Here is a 15893-nt window from a genome sequence, read left to right on the forward strand (position 1 = left end):
TGTTGGACGCGGAGCGCCTACATCTGGTTGACGAGGTCGAGCAGGTCCTTGTCCCGCCCCGGCGCAGCGACCAGACACAGCCCGCACGGCAGCCCGCTCGCGGTGGTCAGCGGCACCGTGACCGCCGGCAGTCCACCGATCCCGGCCAGGCAGGTGAGGGCGAGCGTGGCCTCGCGCGCGGCCTGCAGCCGCTCGGTCAACCGACTGCCCAGCTCAGGTGCCACGGTGGGTGCTGCGGGCAGTACGACGATCCGGTCGGCCACCAGGTCGCGAATCAGCTCCCGCGCCGCAGCGACGACCCGTCGAGCCGACGAAGCCTCGCTCGCCGTGACCAGACGGGCCCGCTCGAAGCGTCCCCGGACGTCCGCGCCCAAGGTGTCGAGGCGCCCTTCGAGCCAGCCGCCGTGGGCCTGCCACGCCTCCCACGCCTGGAGCGTCACGAACGCCTCTCGCCAGACAGGCAGGTCGTCCAGTGGCCAGGCCTCCGGCAACCGCAACCCCAGGTCCGGTTGCCAGCCAGCGATCGAGGCTGCCACGTCGGGGTCGGCCAGGGTGATCAGCGAAGGCACGGTGACAAGTCGCCGATCCGCAGCGGTCGTCGACCCCGGCAGCAGAACCTCACCCACCCGAGCCAACAACGCGGGAGAGCGGGTCAGCCACCCCACCGCGTCGAAGGACGGTGCCAGAGGCAGCAGCCCGTCCCGTCGTACGACGTCGTGGGTGGTCCGGATGCCGAACAGGCCCTGGTAGGCCGCCGGGACCCGGATCGAGCCGCCCGTGTCGGTGCCGAGCCCGATCGACGCCTCGCCGAGCGCGACCGCGGCCGCCGACCCCGACGACGAGCCTCCGGGCACCCGGCCCGGGGCGGCCGGGTTCGGCGGGGTCCCGTAGTGGGCGTTGGTGCCGGCGAGCGAGTACGCGAACTCGTCGGTCCGGCTGATGCCGCGTACCGCCGCGCCAGCAGCCAGCAGCGCCGACACGACCGGAGCAGAAACGGCCGCAGGGGACGACGAAGCCAGCCACGCGGGATTTCCTGCACCGATGGCAAACCCCGCGACGTCGTACAGGTCCTTGACGGCGACCGTCTCGCCGGCCAGGGGCCCGTCAGGAGCACCGGCGACCAGTGGGGAGCCCACGACCCGCCACACCCGCTCGTCCCACGCCTCACCCGACGAGCCAGCCATCACGACACCTCCGGGAAGTCGCTCTTCCGGATCCGTGCGTGCACGCCCTTCACCACGTCGACGACCTGCGAGATGTCGAAGTCGGTCGCGGCGCTGAGGTAGGCGTACGCCAGGTGGGGGGCCATGCCGTGGCGGGCCCCGAGCAGAGCGATCGCTGCCCGCACGCAGTTCTGCACGGCCACGTCGAGGTCGGGGTCCAGCCCGGTGGGCACCAGGTGCTCATGAGTCTCGGCGAGCGGCCCGACCAGGTCACCGAAGCGCCGCAGCGCGTCCTCGCGAGGCACCACGTCCAACCGCACCGTTGCGCGCAGGGACGCCTCGAGTGCGGTCAGGGACACCTCGCCGTCGCCCTGCGCGAAGTGCGGGTCGCCGACGTATGCCAACGCACCGTCGACCTGGACCGGCAGGTAGAGGGTCGCGCCCACCGTGAGCAGGTTGATGTCGAGGTTGCCGCCGTAGGCGCCGGGAGGGACGGAATGGGGACGCTCCGAAGCCGCCGTGGCGACGCCCATGATCCCGAGGAACGGAGCGAGCGGGAACGACACGACCGGGTCGCCACCCTCGACCAACGGCAGCAGGCCACAGGAGCCGTCGTCGGACACCCGCGTGAACACCGAGACGGTCTCCCCGGAGGCCGGGAACTCGTCCGGCAGTGCCCCGCGGCCATGGCGGTTGGACACCACGCCGTACGGCACTCGCGGCAGCGTCTCGACCACGGTCATCGCGAGCAGGTCGCCCACCCGGGCACCCGAGACACCCACGGGTCGCGACACGACGTGAGGTCCGTCGACCCCTGCCGCATGTGAGACCGACGACGCGGCAAGGGCGACCGCGTCGGAGAGCACCCCGTCCTCGGGCACGCCATGGCTGCCGAAGAACCTGCGCGGATCCCGCCCCTGGTCCTCGAGGATCCCCTCGTGGCTGATCGTGTCGAAGGTGACCTCGGTGCCCGGGTCGACGGTCAGCACCGGTGCGTCAGCCGCACACGGCAGCCGCCCCCACAGGACCGTGTCCGGGTCCGCGGGGAGGTAGGACGTGGCCCGGATCGGGCCGGTCCCGGGCTGCAGGATCATGCCTCGCACCCTAGGGCCCTCGTGTTTCAAGAAGGGGCGTTCAGCCCGGCAGGCTGGAGCGTTTCATCGCGAAGATCCAGCGTCGGCGCGGATGCTCGGTGACCGACCAGAAGCGCTCCGTCTCAGGCCACCACACCAGGTCCTCCGGCCCGATCGCCGTCGCGAAGCGGTGTTCGCGGAACGCCCCCGGCGCACCCACGAAGACCGACCCGGGGAGGTAGCCGCTCCGCGAGGACGTCACGTAGTAGACCCCGTCGACGACGGACACCCCCTGCATCCGGGCCTGTCCGCGGTCGTCGATCACCGGCCGGGCGATCCCCTCCGCGTCGGCGGCGACCAGGCCCGTTGCCGGGTCGAGTGCGAAGCGGGCCATCCGGCGGGACTGCTTGCGCGAGCCGTACTCGCCGACGACGAGGGTCGGCTCCGTCGTGCTCCGGTCGACGGTGAAGAAGGAGAACCGCAGCTTCGACTGGCCCTCGTCCGCACTGCCCCGGTGGGCGAACCGGACCGGCAGGACGTAGCGGTGCCCATGGGTTTCGTACGACGACCCCGCCGGAACGCGGAGCAGGTCCTCGAGGCGGCAGCTGAAGAAGCCGCGGCCCGTCCCCGCGACGTGCAGGTGGTCGCCGAGCCACACGATGCCGCCGGCGTGCACCTTCAGCGGCTTGAAGCCGGGTACGCCGTCGACGAGCGTGGGCGTCACCAGGAGCACGTGGCCGTACCGCCGCCGCTCGAGGTCGATGATGCTGATCCGGGAACCGGCGACGCCCTTGGAGTACCACGAGGAGGCGAGGAGGTCGTGGCCGTACTTCTCCTTGAAGCCGGTCAGCGCGGACGTGGTGATGCCCTGGGGCCACCACTCCGGATCGCGGCGGTCCGCGGCTTCCCAGGTGTAGGCCCTGCTGACCTTGAGGCCGAGCAGCCGGGGAGTCGGGGCGAACGTGCGCCGCAGCCGCCCCGTCAGGTCCGGCACCATGCCGGCGAGGCCGACCCGGCCACCACCGTCAGCCGCCAGGGCCGAGGCGAGCGCCTCGATCTCGGCGCCGTTCTCCGCGGTGCGGGTCAGGTGAAGTCCGGCCACGGCGGTCAACCTAGCCGAACCACTGCGCCATGATGGGCACGTGAGGGGCATCTTCTTCGAGGAGGAGCACGCGCGGTCCGCCGCGCTCGTGCTGGTCCGTGGCGGCTATTCAGCCGAGGTCGTCCGCGAGCGTCTCGCTGGCGAGGACGACGAGGAAGCCCACCCGTGGGCCGTGGTCACCGACGCTCCGGAGATCCAGCTCGACATGCTCGTCGAGATGTACGACGGCTGGCTGGACTACGACGACGAGGACTCCGCGCCCGCCGAACCGCCCACGAAGGCTGGATTCGTGCTGCCCCTGCCGGACCAGCCGAAGCGGATCAAGCGTCCGGACTGAGCCTCACTCCCGACGTGTCACTCAGCCGCGCAGGCGAACGGTCCCTCGCCCCGGCTCCAGGCCTGCGTGATCGCCTGGCGGTCGTCGAAGTCGGCCTCGGCGACGACGGAGTCGCCGTCGGCCGAGACATCGATGTCGGCGTCCAGTCCGGTCTGCGCAGCGGGACCGTCGAGAAAGGTCACCAGGCCGTTCTCGTCGTCCGCGGCCGCCTCCTCGTCCAGGAAGAGCCGCACGACCTTCAACCGCTCCTCGGGCACGGCGAAGTAGCCCGTCCGGCGCGGGTGCCCGAGGCCGCCGAAGAGCTGTTCCTGCTGCTCGGGCGAGACGTTGCGAAGTCCGCAGGGCGGGTCGAGGTCGAGGGCGGCGAACTCGAGGTCGTCCTGGCCGGGCGCGGCGTCCAGCAGGTCGTCGAACCTGCCCGAGTCGGCGAGGGAGTCCTCGTCCTCGTTGATCACGTCGAGACCCTCGCTGACGTCGCCGGTCACGATCAGGTGCTCGTCGGGCACGAGTGCCAGGTTGAGCAGGGTGTTCGGATAGCGGCCGCCGAAGAGGCCGGTCGTCGCGTCCGCTGAGCTCAGGTCGCCCCGGAAGACGCTGGCGTCGCCTTCGCCGGAACGCTCGTAGCCGGCGTCCTCGAGGTCGTCGGCGATGGCGTCGAAGTCGGCGTCATCGTTGAGCTTGGTCACCCGGACAAGGCCGTCCTCGTAGGTCGCGGTTGCCTCCCACTCGACGTCGAACTCGCTGAACGCGGCCTCCTGCATGACCCGCGTCCAGTTGCGGAGCTCGGAGCCGTACGCCTCGTCCTGTGAAGCCTCGGCCCAGCGGTCGAGGTCAGCCTCGGACGCGCCGGTCTCGAGGTCGTCCACGCCCAGTCGCTCGGCGATGGCGGCGCTGTCGACGAAGACCAGGCTCGTCGACTTGGCCGGCAGGTAGTCGAGGGACTCCTGGACCCGCGAGCTGCCGTCCAGAAGACCGCACCCGCCGAGGCCCGCGGCCACGAGAACGATCGTTGCAGAGACGGTCACGAAGCGCCCGGGCGTGGAACTCATGGCATCCATCATTACGCTCCAGACCATGAGTGAAACACCGGCCCACCGGCTGCTCCTCGTCCACGCGCATCCCGACGACGAGTCGATCGGTCAGGGGGCGACGATGGCGAAGTACGTCGCCGAAGGTCGCGGCGTCACCCTGGTCACCTGCACGGCCGGCGAGATGGGCGAGATCCTGGTGCCCGGCCTGGTGCACCTGGCCGCTGACCAGGAGGACGGTCTCGGTGAGCACCGCAAGGGCGAGCTGGCTGCCGCCATGGTCGCGCTGGGCGTCACCGACCACCGGTTCCTCGGGGGTTTCGGTACCTATCGCGACTCCGGGATGAAGTGGCACGAGGACGGGCACGCGGTTGCCGCCGACGACATCCACGACAACGCCTTCTGGCACGCGGACCTCACCGAGGCCGCCACCCAGCTCGCTGCGGTCATCCGCGAGGTGCGGCCGCAGGTGATGGTGGCCTACGACGAGTTCGGTGGCTACGGCCATCCCGACCACATCCAGGCCCACCGGGTCGCGATGTACGGCGCGCAGCTGGCGGCCGTGCCGTCGTACCGACGCGACCTGGGGGCGGCCTGGGACATCGAGAAGATCTACTGGGGCGCGATGGCGGAGAGCCGGATCCGCGAGGGCCTGCGCTCGTTGCGCGCTGCCGGCGACACGACCACCTTCGAGGGCATGGACCCCGACGGGCCGCTGCCCCCGATGTTCCGCCCGGACGAGGACATCGACTGCGAGGTCGACGCGGGCGACTACGTCGAGCGCAAGCTCGACGCACTGCGTGCCCACGCCACCCAGATCACGACCGACGGACCGTTCTTCGCCTTGTCCAACAACATGGGCGCCCAGGCCTTCGGGCGTGAGCAGTTCCGTCTCGTCAAGGGCGTCGCGGGCGAAGTGGCCGACAACGGCTGGGAGACCGACCTGTTCGCAGGCGTCTCCGCAGAGTGACCCCCGGAGGAGCCCTGCCGGTGTGGGGGCGGGCGTTGCTGGCGGTGCCCTGCGCGCTGCTCGGCTTCGGCGTCTCCCTCTGCGCGGTCGCGGTGCACGACTACGCCTGGGGCCTTGCGCTCGGCCTGGCCGCAACAGCCGCAACGCTCGTGGCACTGCCGGCGGGCTGGTGGTCGCGCCTGTCCTTCTCCCTCGGCTGGGTGGCCGTCCTCGTGCTGGTGACTCCCGAGCGCGCAGAGGGGGACTTCGTCGTGTCCGGCGACCTCGACGGCTACCTGTTGCTCGGTGCCGGGATCGCCGTGTTCGGCGCGGGATTCGTCGGTCTGGTCGCTCCGCGCGGGGCCGTTCGCGATTCAGGCCCGTCGGGTACCGCTCCCTAGACTGGCGCGCGTGACGAACTGGGAGCCCACCGACGGCAAGAGCGAGCGCGCCGGCGGCAAGGTCGTGGCGGTCGTCGTCGCCGGACTCCTCGTCCTCGTCGGTGGCGGGTACGCCGGTGCCTACGCAGTTGCCGGGGACAAGGTGCCGCGCGGCACCTCCATCTCGGGTGTCGACGTGGGTGGCCTCAGCCGCAGCGCTGCCATCGAGAAGCTCTCGTCCGTCTTCGACCCGCGGGCCGACGCGTCCATCGACGTCTCGGTCGAAGCGGCGTCCAGCACGGCGGACCAGGGCAACGGCGCTGCGGTCGAGCCCGGTGACATCGGCCTGCGCGTGGACTACGCCGCGTCGGTCGACGCGGCCGGTGCTGGCTCGAGCCTGAGCCCGGGACGCCAGTGGGACTACTTCACCGGAGGCACCGACGTCGACGCCGTGGTCACCGTGGACGACCGACTGTTCGACGCGAAGCTCGACGAGCTGTCGAAGGGCCTCGGCACCCCGCCGAAGGACGGCCAGGTCACGTTCACCGCCGATGGCGTCGAGACCGTCGAACCGCAGGCAGGCAAGGCCGTCGACAGCGACGCTGCACGCACCGCGATCATCGACGCCTACCTGGCGGGCGAGAAGTCCGTGTCCCTGCAGGTGGCCGACGCCCAGCCCGAGATCGACGCGTCGGACGTGGCCGAGGCTGCCGAGTCCTTCGCCAACCCCGCGATGGCCAACGCCGTCACGCTCGTCTTCGGCGACAACGACATCCGGCTGGAGCCGCGCCGCTTCGCCGCGGCGCTCTCGATGAAGCCGGAGAACGGTGAGCTCGTCCCGGTGATCGACCAGGCAGTGCTGACCAGGCTCGTCGAGGACGCCACCACCACGGGCAAGCCGGTCGACGCGACCGTGAAGCTGGTGAAGAACAAGCCGAAGGTGGTGCCGGCCAAGCCAGGCGTCTCCTTCGAGCCGGCCGACGTCGCCGCCGTGTTCGAGGGCCTGCTGACCGCTCCCGAGGGTTCCCGCAGCGGCGAGGTCAAGGCCGAGGTGACCGACGCCGAGTTCACGACGCAGGACGCCAAGGACCTCAAGATCGTCGAGAAGGTCTCACAGTGGGTGACCTACTACCCCCACGCCGACTACCGCAACGTGAACATCGGCCGCGCCGCGGAGCTGATCGACGGCACCGTGCTCAAGCCGGGTGAGCGGTTCTCCCTCAACGGCATCGTGGGGGAGCGCACCGCCGAGAACGGATTCACCGAGGGCTACGTCATCAGCAACGGCATCCTCAAGAAGGACCTCGGTGGCGGGGTGTCGCAGCTCGCCACGACCACCTTCAACGCCATGTTCTACGCCGGCCTCAAGGACATCGAGCACAAGCCGCACTCGTTCTACATCGACCGCTACCCGGCGGGTCGCGAGGCAACCGTCGCGTGGCCCACCGTCGACATGTCCTTCGAGAACGACAGCCCGTACGGCGTCCTGGTGCGCGCCTGGGTGCAGCCCAGCAACTACTCCTCCCAGGGCGTCGTCACCGTGCAGATGTGGTCGACGAAGGTCTGGGACATCAAGTCGAAGAGCTCGGAGCGCTACGGCTACGTCCCGCCCGCGACCCGGACCCTCACCACGCCGGACTGCGAGGAACACATTGGCTCCTCCGGGTTCCAGATCGACGTGACCCGGATCTTCCGCAAGCACGGTCAGTCCGCGATCGACCACACCGAGAAGTTCCACACCGACTACACCCCGGCCGACACCGTCGTGTGCAAGAAGCCGGGTCCGCCGCCTCCCGAGGATCCCGAGCCGGGGGAGTAGTTTCCTTCAGATCCTCCACATCGGGCCGATGGGGGCTGGTGGAGGGATTGCGATGATGCTACGAGCGGCATTCGTACCGCCTGAGGAGGCGGTCGAGGAGCTGCGCGCGATCTCAGGCCGGGTCGCCCTGCTTCCCGGAGTGCGCCCGTCGCCCAGCGATCGCCTCGACCTGCCCATCGCCGGTTTGGGGAACCTTTCCGCGCAGGACACCGTGCGGCTGGGCGACAACTTCGAGGCGTGGCAGGGTGTCGACGTCCTGCCCGAGGTGTACTGGTCGGGGATACGGCTGGAGCCCAACGGCGAGGTCGTCGTGGGCATCGGGGGAGACCTGGACGGACTTGCGCACGTCGCCCGTGCTGTCGGCAAGTGCGCCGAGCGGGTTCACGTGTACGTCGACCGCAGGGCCTACCGGCCGGTCGCGGTCATTGCGACGATGGAACAGCAGCAGCCGGGTTCACGGGTCGCCTCCGCTCTGAGTGGTCTGGATGACTGGGTGGGCGTTTCGTGGACCGCGGTCGAAGTGGCGCTGCTCCGGATCCGCTGGTTCAGGGGCGAGCCGGTCAGCGAGGTCGTGGAGTGGATTCCGATCCCGCTGTCGAGTGGGACGCCGGTGGTCGAGCCTGTCGAGACCCGCTAGAATAAGAACACGTTCTAGTTCAGGAGGCCGGTCGCTCGTGACTGCCACGCCCGTCAGCCCCGTCATCGACGGCTGGTTCACCACTGGTGAGGAGCCCCGGCTGCTCGCGTCGCGGTGCACCCGCTGCAGCAACGTGGTGTTCCCGCCGGTGTCCACGGCCGCAGGGGCCGCGGCGTTCTACTGCCGCAACCCCGCCTGCGACGGCGACGAGTACGACGCCGTCGAGCTCTCGCGTCGTGGCACGGTGTGGTCCTACACCGACGCTCAGTACCAGCCGCCGGCGCCGTACGTCCCGGCCACCGACCCGTACCAGCCGTTCGCGCTGGCAGCCGTCGAGCTCCCCGAGGGCCTGGTGATCCTGGGCCAGGTGGCCGACGGCTACGGCGTCGCCGACCTCGCCGTGGGCGCCGAGGTGGAGCTCGTCGTCGAGACCCTGCACACCGACGAGACCGGTGAGCGCACCATCTACCGCTGGAAGCCGGTTGGTTTCGAGGCTCGCTCCGCTCGCACCTCAACCACCGAGGAGAACTGATGGTCGTCATCGCTGGTGCAGGCATGCACCCCTGGGGCAAGTGGGGCAAGAACTTCACCGAGTACGGCGTGCACGCGGCCCGGGCCGCGCTCAGGGACGCGGGCGTCGCGTGGGCCGACGTCGACTTCGTCGTCGGTGGCGAGACCGTGCGCAACGGCTACGCCGGGTACGTCGCCGGCTCGACGTTCGCCCAGGCGCTCGGCTGGAACGGCGCCCGGATCGCGACGTCGTACGCCGCGTGCGCCACGGGCGCCCAGGCCATCGACACCGCGCGCACCCGGATCATGGCGGGTCTGTGCGAGGTCGCTCTGGTGGTCGGTGCCGACACCACGCCGAAGGGCTTCCTGGCCCCGAACGCCGGTGAGCGCTGGGACGACCCGGACTGGCTGCGGTTCCGGCTGCTCGGCATGACCAACCCGGCGTACTTCGCGCTCTACGCGCGTCGCCGGATGGACCTGTACGGCGCGACCAGCGAGGACTTCGCTGCCGTGAAGGTGAAGAACGCCCGCCACGGCCTGGAGAACCCGAACGCGCGGTTCCGCAAGGAGGCGACCATCGCCGACGTGCTGGCCTCGCCGGTGGTCTCGGACCCGCTGCACCTGCTCGACATCTGCGCCACCTCCGACGGTGCGGCCGCGGTCGTGCTGGTCAGCGCGGACTACGCGAAGAAGCACGGCATCGCGTCACCGGTGAAGGTCGCCGCGGTCTCGACCGTCACGCCGACCTTCCCGAACACCGTCATCGACATGCCGCTCCTGTCGACCGACTCGTCGGCCCTGACCGGCGTTCCGGAGCGCACGTTCAAGGAAGCGATCGGCCAGGCCGCCTACGAGGAGGCCGGGATCGGTCCCGAGGACGTCGACGTGGCCGAGGTCTACGACCTGTCCACGGCCCTGGAGCTCGACTGGATCGAGGACCTGCAGCTCTGCAAGCCGGGCGAGGCCGAGATCCTGCTGCGGGCCGGTGACACCACGATCGGTGGCCGGATCCCGGTCAATCCGTCCGGGGGTCTCGCGTGCTTCGGCGAGGCAGTCCCCGCCCAGGCGATCGCCCAGGTCTGCGAGCTGACCTGGCAGCTGCGCGGCCAGGCGACCGGCCGGCAGGTCGAGGGCGCGAAGGTCGGCATCACGGCGAACCAGGGCCTCTTCGGCCACGGCTCCTCGGTGCTGCTCTCCACGTAAAGGTCGTCGAGTAGCCGAGCCGCCAGGCGAGGCGTGTCGAGACGCTAAGCCGCGGGCGGCAGGATCCGCCAGATGACGTGCTCGCCGGTCAGGCCCTTGAGCTGGACCGCTTCGAGCTCCTCGAGCTCGAGGGCGGCGTCGTCGTCGAGCGCCTCGCGTACGGCGTCGGTGGCGAGGATCTCGTCACCGCGGGCCAGGTCGGCCACGCGCGCGGCCATCGCCACGTTGCGGCCGAAGTAGTCGCCGTCGAGGGCGACCACCTGGCCGGTGTGGATGCCGATCCGGATGTGGATGCCGCCGTACCGGCGCAGCGTGGCATCGCGCGGGAGGTCGCGCTGGATGGCGAGCGCTGCCCGGCACGCGGCCTCGGCGTCGCGGAAGGTCACCATGTAGCCGTCCCCGGCGGTCTTGACCACCTGGCCGCGGTACTGCTCGATCCGGGTCCTCAGCACCCGGTCGTGCGCCGCGAGGACCTTCACCCATGCCGCGTCGCCGAGCCGGTCGTTCAGGGGAGTCGAGTCCTGGATGTCGGAGAAGAACAACGTGACGGTGCCGTCGGAGGCCGCCATGTTGAGGATGTCGGCGCGGGTGTCGTCGCTGGCCCAGTTCTGCAGGTCCTCGACCGTGCTCTGGATCAGACCGCTGATGCCGTGCACCCGCACCCGGGACGCCGTGCGCAGGACCCGCCGCATCGCGCGCTCGGTCGAGCTGCTGGGCGGCGGCGGCCGGAGCGCGGCGTCGAGGTCGGACTCGAGCTGGGTGATGTGGTGCTGCGCGTCGGCGAGCTGGGTCTGCAGACTGGCCCGGCTGCGGGCGAAGGCGACCACCAGCACGAGGAGCACGACGCAGAGAATCCCCAGGACGATGGCCACAGGGGGAGCCTAGAGGCACCGGAACCCTCGCCGCCGTTGTTCGGCGCCAGTAGCGTGAGACGGTGACCACTGTCTCCTCCCTGCAGGCCACCGGCCCGGTTCCCACCATCGCGACCCTCGGCGAGCTGCGCGCCTCCGGCCACGTCCAGAAGTCGCTCCGTGCCGAGCTCCGCGAGAACCTGCTGGCCCGGCTCCGGGCCGGCGAGGACCCGTGGCCCGGCCTGCACGGCTTCGAGGACACGGTCATTCCCCAGCTCGAGCGCGCGATCATCGCCGGGCACGACATGGTCCTGCTCGGGGAGCGGGGCCAGGGCAAGACCCGGCTGCTGCGCACGCTGGTCGGCCTGCTCGACGAGTGGACGCCGGTCATCGAGGGCGCCGACCTCGGGGAGCACCCGTACGAGCCGATCACGGTGGCGTCGCGACGCCGCGCTGCCGACCTCGGGGACGCGCTGCCCGTGACCTGGCGCCATCGTGACGAGAGGTACGCCGAGAAGCTGGCCACGCCCGACACCAGCGTCGCCGACCTGATCGGTGACGTCGACCCGATGAAGGTCGCTGAGGGGCGGTCGCTCGGCGACCCCGAGACCATCCACTTCGGCCTGATTCCCCGGTCCCACCGGGGCATCGTCGCGATCAACGAGCTGCCCGACCTCGCCGAGCGGATCCAGGTCGCGATGCTCAACGTGATGGAGGAGCGTGACATCCAGATCCGCGGTTACGTCCTCCGGCTGCCGCTGGACGTGTTCGTCGTGGCCTCGGCGAACCCCGAGGACTACACCAACCGCGGCCGGATCATCACGCCCCTCAAGGACCGGTTCGGCGCCGAGATCCGTACGCACTACCCGAAGGAGCTCGCCGCCGAGATCGCGGTGATCCAGCAGGAGGCCGACCTGCTCGCCGACCAGGTCATCGTCCCCGGGTTCCTCGTGGAGATCCTGGCCCGCTTCACCCGCAACCTGCGCGACTCCAGCGCTGTCGACCAGCGCTCCGGCGTCTCGGCCCGCTTCGCCATCGCCGGTGCCGAGACCATCGCCGCTGCCGCGCTGCGCAGGGCGACCATCGAGGGGGAGGACCACGCGGTGGCCCGGGTCGTCGACCTGGAGACCGCGGTCGACGTGCTCGGCGGGAAGATCGAGTTCGAGTCGGGTGAGGAGGGCCGGGAGACCGAGATCCTGACCCACCTGCTCCGCACCGCGACTGCCGAGACGGTGCGGGAGAAGTTCCGCGGCCTCGACCTCGCCCTCCTCGTCAGCGCCATCGAGGACGGCGCCACCGTGACGACCGGCGAGCGGATCGGTGCGCGGGACCTGCTGGTCGGCCTGCCGGTGCTGGGGGAGTCGGACCTCTACGACCAGGTGTGCGATCGCGTCAACGGCGCCGGCAGCGGTACGACGGACGGCGAGCGGGCTGCCGCCATCGAGCTGGCCCTCGAGGGGCTCTTCCTGGCCCGCAAGATCGGCAAGGACACCCAGATCGGGACGTCCGGCAGCGAGACCGTCTATGGCTAGGTACCTGCGGTACGGCGGCGGCGACCCCCTCGCCCCGCCGGTCGACATCGCCGAGGCGCTCGACGCGATCGGCGAGGACGTGATGGCCGGCTACAGCCCCGAACGGGCGATGCGGGAGTTCCTGCGACGTGGCGGCCGGGACCAGTCCGGGCTGGACGACCTCGCCCGCCGGGTGGCCGAGCGCCGCCGCGACCTGTTGCAGCGCAACAACCTTGACGGCACCCTGCAGGAGGTCCGCGAGCTGCTGGAGAAGGCAGTCCTCGAGGAGCGCAAGCAGCTCGCCCGCGACGCCATGATGGACGACGGCGACCGGGCCTTCCGCGAGATGCGCCTGCAGGACCTGCCGGACTCACCGGCAGCAGCGGTCACCGAGCTCGGTGACTATGACTGGCAGTCCAGCGAGGCCCGCGAGGCCTTCGAGCAGATCAAGGACCTGCTGGGCCGCGAGCTGCTGGACCAGCGGTTCGCCGGGATGAAGCAGACCCTCGAGAACGCCACCGAGCAGGACCGGCAGGCGATCAACGAGATGCTGTCGGACCTCAACGACCTGCTCGAGAAGCACGCTGCCGGCGAGGACACTCCTGAGGACTTCCAGGAGTTCATGGACAAGCACGGAGAGCACTTCCCGGAGGACCCGCAGTCGATCGACGAGCTCCTGGACACGCTCGCCCAGCGGTCGGCCGCCGCCCAGCGGATGCTCAACTCGATGACACCCGAGCAGCGCGACGAGCTCATGCAGCTCTCCGCGCAGGCCTTCGGGTCACCCGCGCTGATGGACCAGCTCGACCGCCTCGACCAGAACCTGATGGACCTGCGGCCCGGCGAGGACTGGGGAGGATCGGAGCAGTTCGGTGAAGGGGGGAACGGCCTCGGGCTGGGTGACGGCACCGGCGTCCTCCAGGACCTCGCCGACCTCGACGCCCTGGCCGACCAGCTCTCCCAGGGGTACGGCGGCGCGCGGCTCGACGACATCGACCTCGACAAGCTCGCGCGGCAGCTCGGCAACGAGGCGGCGGTCGACGCGCGCAAGCTGAAGGAGCTCGAGCAGGCGCTGCGCCAGTCGGGTGCCATGGAGCGGAGCTTCGACGGCGAGCTGCGGCTGACGCCGAAGGCGATGCGCCAGCTCGGCAAGGCCCTGCTGCGCGACGTCGCGCAGAAGCTGTCCGGGCGACAGGGCCAACGCGACCTGCGCCAGGCAGGTGCTGCCGGCGAGCTGTCCGGCGCGACGCGACCGTGGGCCTTCGGTGACACCGAGCCGTGGGACATCCCGCGCACGATGCTCAACGGTGTCATCAGGCGCGCCTCGGTGGTTGAGGTGCGAGCGCCAGCGAGCCTCGAAACCTCCGGGCCAGCGATCCGCCTGTCGATCGAGGACGTCGAGGTCTCCGAGACCGAGGCCCGCACGCAGGCGGCCGTGGCGCTGTGCGTCGACACGTCGTTCTCGATGGCGATGGACGGTCGCTGGGTGCCGATGAAGCAGACCGCGCTGGCCCTGCACACCCTGATCGGGTCGCGGTTCCGCGGTGACAGCCTCGAGCTGATCGGCTTCGGGCGGCACGCCGAGACCATGCAGATCGAGCAGCTCACGGCGCTGGACGCGAAGTGGGCCAAGGGCACCAACCTCCATCACGCCCTGCTGCTGGCCAACCGGCACTTCCGCAAGCACCCGAACGCCCAGCCCGTGCTGCTCATCGTCACCGACGGCGAGCCCACCTCCCACCTCGAGTCGAGCGGCGACATCTTCTTCTCCTACCCGCCGCACCCGATGACGATCGCGCTGGCGGTCCGCGAGCTCGACAACGCGCAGCGGCTCGGCGCCCAGACCACCTTCTTCCGGCTCGGCGAGGACCCCGGGCTGGCCCGCTTCATCGAGTCGATGGCCCGTCGCGTGGACGGGTCGGTCATCGCTCCCGAAGAGGGCGACCTCGGGGCCGCGGTCGTCGGTTCGTACCTCGGGTCACGACGCGGTGCCCGGGCCGCTGGCGGCCCGGGCACTTATCGCGACTTCTTCGGCTCACGTGGATTCTGGGCCGGCTGAGTCATTTCTCGGCCACCGCTCAGGGCTTGGCCTCGTACCAGGCCTTGAGGAGCACGCCGCACTGCGTGCCCGAGGTCATCTCGGAGTTGACCAGCAACGTGGCCTGGGTGCCGTCGTCGAAGGTCATCGCGCAGGTGTGCAGCTGCGGCTGGTTGTCGCCGATCAGGTCACCGCCGTGCCAGTAGGCACCCGGCGAGCGCCAGTTGTCGGCCTCGCCGTTGGCCGGGCCGCCGTACTGGCCACCGTCGCCGCCGTTGGAGTCCTCGTTCCAGCCCGCGCGCTGCTCGTCCATCCAGTCCAGGTCGGCCTGGGAGATGATCGCGCCGGAACGGAGCTTGCTGAGGTACTGCACGAGCTGGGCCGAGGACATCGCCAGGCCGCGGGCTCCGGCGCACTCCTCGGTGCCGGTGCCGAGGACCTTGCCCTTGGACGCCTGGGTGGAGTTGATCGCATACGAACGCACGCCGGTCGTGGTGCCGGGGGCGATGCAGCCGATGCCACCGATCTGGGCGGGCTTGAAGACGAACTCGCGCACGTACTCCAGGACGTACGACGTGTGGTTGGCCGCGTTGACGGTGATCTCCTCGGCGGCGTTGGTGTACTTCTTGCCGCCGCTGCGGTTCCACAGCTCGGCGTTGACGATCCGCAGGATGGCGAAGTTGGCGTTCTTGTAGGAGCGCTGCGAGTCGACGACCGTGCCGTTGGCGACGATGGTCTGCATCGCGTTCCAGCCGTTGTTGCTCGGCGGGTTGGCCATCGCGGTGATCGCCTGGTTGAGGCCGGAGGTGTGCGTGAGCAGGTGCCGGAACTTCACCTGCTTGAACTTGCTGACGTCCCAGGTCTTCGGCAGGTAGGGCCACACCAGCGTCTCGGGAGTCAGGCCGTTGCGGCGCAGCAGCTTCATCGTGGCGACGGCGGTGACGTTCTTGGTGACGCTGGCGAGCTCCATCTGCATGGAGGCCTGCATCGGGACCGGGACCCCGTTGTTGTCGGCGGCCGAAACGGCGAAGCCACCCTCGTCGGCTGCCTTGAGGGTGCCGTTCTGGGAGATGGAGAGCTGCCAGCCGAACGCCTTGCCCTGCATCTGGGCGGCGACGGAGGCGCGCATCTCGGCGACGCTGGCCTGGGTGTTGGCGAAGACGCCCTCTTCGGCGTGGGCGGCGGACGCATTCCCCAGGGCCAGTGGCAGGGAGGCGGCGGCGAGGGCCAGGGTGGCGGCGGTGCGGCGCAGGTTCATCGGAGTTGCTCCTTCAGTTGATGGGCCAGTCGGT

General features: G+C 70.4%; 15 protein-coding genes. 9 read left to right on the forward strand and 6 right to left on the reverse strand.

What is annotated here, in order from left to right; genetic code table 11:
* Window positions 1-17: 17 nt before the first annotated feature.
* From ASD84_RS18630 to ASD84_RS18640, 3 genes are read right to left on the reverse strand one after another with little or no spacing between them, the layout of a single operon-like run.
* Complete coding sequence (locus tag ASD84_RS18630) at window positions 18-1184, reverse strand: amidase (RefSeq protein WP_056713576.1); 1167 nt, start codon at window positions 1182-1184, stop codon at window positions 18-20.
* Window positions 1184-2257 (reverse strand): acetamidase/formamidase family protein, encoded by a 1074-nt coding sequence (locus tag ASD84_RS18635; RefSeq protein ID WP_056713579.1) that lies wholly within the window; start codon window positions 2255-2257, stop codon window positions 1184-1186. The genes ASD84_RS18630 and ASD84_RS18635 overlap by 1 nt, the downstream gene beginning before the upstream one ends.
* Before the next feature lie 40 nt (window positions 2258-2297).
* Window positions 2298-3338, reverse strand: coding sequence for a hypothetical protein (locus ASD84_RS18640; RefSeq protein WP_056713583.1), 1041 nt, complete (start codon window positions 3336-3338; stop codon window positions 2298-2300).
* Between the two features lie 40 nt (window positions 3339-3378).
* On the opposite strand from ASD84_RS18640, the gene ASD84_RS18645 reads away from it, so the two are divergent.
* Window positions 3379-3675, forward strand: coding sequence for a hypothetical protein (locus ASD84_RS18645; RefSeq protein WP_056713586.1), 297 nt, complete (start codon window positions 3379-3381; stop codon window positions 3673-3675).
* Between the two features lie 17 nt (window positions 3676-3692).
* Here ASD84_RS18645 and ASD84_RS18650 read toward each other — a convergent pair whose 3' ends face one another.
* Entirely contained in the window at window positions 3693-4724 is a 1032-nt protein-coding gene (locus tag ASD84_RS18650) for a hypothetical protein (RefSeq protein ID WP_056713589.1), read from the reverse strand.
* Between the two features lie 25 nt (window positions 4725-4749).
* On the opposite strand from ASD84_RS18650, the gene mshB reads away from it, so the two are divergent.
* The 6 genes from mshB to ASD84_RS18680 are packed head-to-tail and all read left to right on the forward strand — an operon-like array spanning window position 4750 to window position 10201.
* Window positions 4750-5673, forward strand: coding sequence for an N-acetyl-1-D-myo-inositol-2-amino-2-deoxy-alpha-D-glucopyranoside deacetylase (mshB, locus tag ASD84_RS18655; RefSeq protein ID WP_056714896.1), 924 nt, complete (start codon window positions 4750-4752; stop codon window positions 5671-5673).
* Entirely contained in the window at window positions 5670-6053 is a 384-nt protein-coding gene (locus ASD84_RS18660) for a hypothetical protein (RefSeq protein WP_156392100.1), read from the forward strand. Before mshB ends, ASD84_RS18660 begins: the two co-directional genes overlap by 4 nt.
* Before the next feature lie 10 nt (window positions 6054-6063).
* Window positions 6064-7851: a VanW family protein gene (locus tag ASD84_RS18665; RefSeq protein ID WP_056713592.1), complete on the forward strand. Its 1788-nt coding sequence runs from the start codon at window positions 6064-6066 to the stop codon at window positions 7849-7851.
* Between the two features lie 52 nt (window positions 7852-7903).
* Entirely contained in the window at window positions 7904-8488 is a 585-nt protein-coding gene (locus ASD84_RS25575; RefSeq protein ID WP_056713594.1) for a 2'-5' RNA ligase family protein, read from the forward strand.
* Window positions 8489-8525: 37 nt separating this feature from the next.
* Window positions 8526-9020, forward strand: coding sequence for a Zn-ribbon domain-containing OB-fold protein (locus ASD84_RS18675; RefSeq protein ID WP_056713597.1), 495 nt, complete (start codon window positions 8526-8528; stop codon window positions 9018-9020).
* Window positions 9020-10201, forward strand: a complete 1182-nt coding sequence (locus ASD84_RS18680) for a lipid-transfer protein (protein ID WP_056713599.1) — start codon at window positions 9020-9022, stop codon at window positions 10199-10201. The genes ASD84_RS18675 and ASD84_RS18680 overlap by 1 nt, the downstream gene beginning before the upstream one ends.
* Before the next feature lie 44 nt (window positions 10202-10245).
* Here ASD84_RS18680 and ASD84_RS18685 read toward each other — a convergent pair whose 3' ends face one another.
* The gene (locus ASD84_RS18685) at window positions 10246-11073 is read right to left on the reverse strand and encodes an adenylate/guanylate cyclase domain-containing protein (protein WP_056713602.1); all 828 of its coding nucleotides are present in this window, start codon (window positions 11071-11073) and stop codon (window positions 10246-10248) included.
* Between the two features lie 62 nt (window positions 11074-11135).
* Here ASD84_RS18685 and ASD84_RS18690 point away from each other — a divergent pair, with 62 nt between their 5' ends.
* Window positions 11136-12584, forward strand: coding sequence for an AAA family ATPase (locus tag ASD84_RS18690; protein ID WP_082573817.1), 1449 nt, complete (start codon window positions 11136-11138; stop codon window positions 12582-12584).
* A complete protein-coding gene (locus tag ASD84_RS18695; protein WP_056713607.1) occupies window positions 12577-14622 on the forward strand; it encodes a vWA domain-containing protein in 2046 nt (681 codons plus the stop codon). The genes ASD84_RS18690 and ASD84_RS18695 overlap by 8 nt, the downstream gene beginning before the upstream one ends.
* 19 nt (window positions 14623-14641) lie before the next feature.
* Here ASD84_RS18695 and ASD84_RS18700 read toward each other — a convergent pair whose 3' ends face one another.
* Window positions 14642-15859, reverse strand: coding sequence for a serine hydrolase domain-containing protein (locus ASD84_RS18700; protein ID WP_056713611.1), 1218 nt, complete (start codon window positions 15857-15859; stop codon window positions 14642-14644).
* Between the last annotated feature and the right edge of the window lie 34 nt (window positions 15860-15893).

The sequence above is a fragment of the Nocardioides sp. Root682 genome (assembly GCF_001427795.1).
Lineage (GTDB): Bacteria > Actinomycetota > Actinomycetes > Propionibacteriales > Nocardioidaceae > Nocardioides.

Bases quoted from the DNA above. Each gene is read 5' to 3' on its own strand.
- mshB (WP_056714896.1), top strand. From the start codon at position 4,750: ATGAGTGAAACACCGGCCCACCGGCTGCTCCTCGTCCACGCGCATCCC.
- ASD84_RS25575 (WP_056713594.1), top strand. From the start codon at position 7,904: ATGATGCTACGAGCGGCATTCGTACCGCCTGAGGAGGCGGTCGAGGAG.
- ASD84_RS18700 (WP_056713611.1), bottom strand. From the start codon at position 15,859: ATGAACCTGCGCCGCACCGCCGCCACCCTGGCCCTCGCCGCCGCCTCC.
- ASD84_RS18650 (WP_056713589.1), bottom strand. From the start codon at position 4,724: ATGAGTTCCACGCCCGGGCGCTTCGTGACCGTCTCTGCAACGATCGTT.
- ASD84_RS18635 (WP_056713579.1), bottom strand. From the start codon at position 2,257: ATGATCCTGCAGCCCGGGACCGGCCCGATCCGGGCCACGTCCTACCTC.
- ASD84_RS18695 (WP_056713607.1), top strand. From the start codon at position 12,577: ATGGCTAGGTACCTGCGGTACGGCGGCGGCGACCCCCTCGCCCCGCCG.
- ASD84_RS18630 (WP_056713576.1), bottom strand. From the start codon at position 1,184: ATGGCTGGCTCGTCGGGTGAGGCGTGGGACGAGCGGGTGTGGCGGGTC.
- ASD84_RS18680 (WP_056713599.1), top strand. From the start codon at position 9,020: ATGGTCGTCATCGCTGGTGCAGGCATGCACCCCTGGGGCAAGTGGGGC.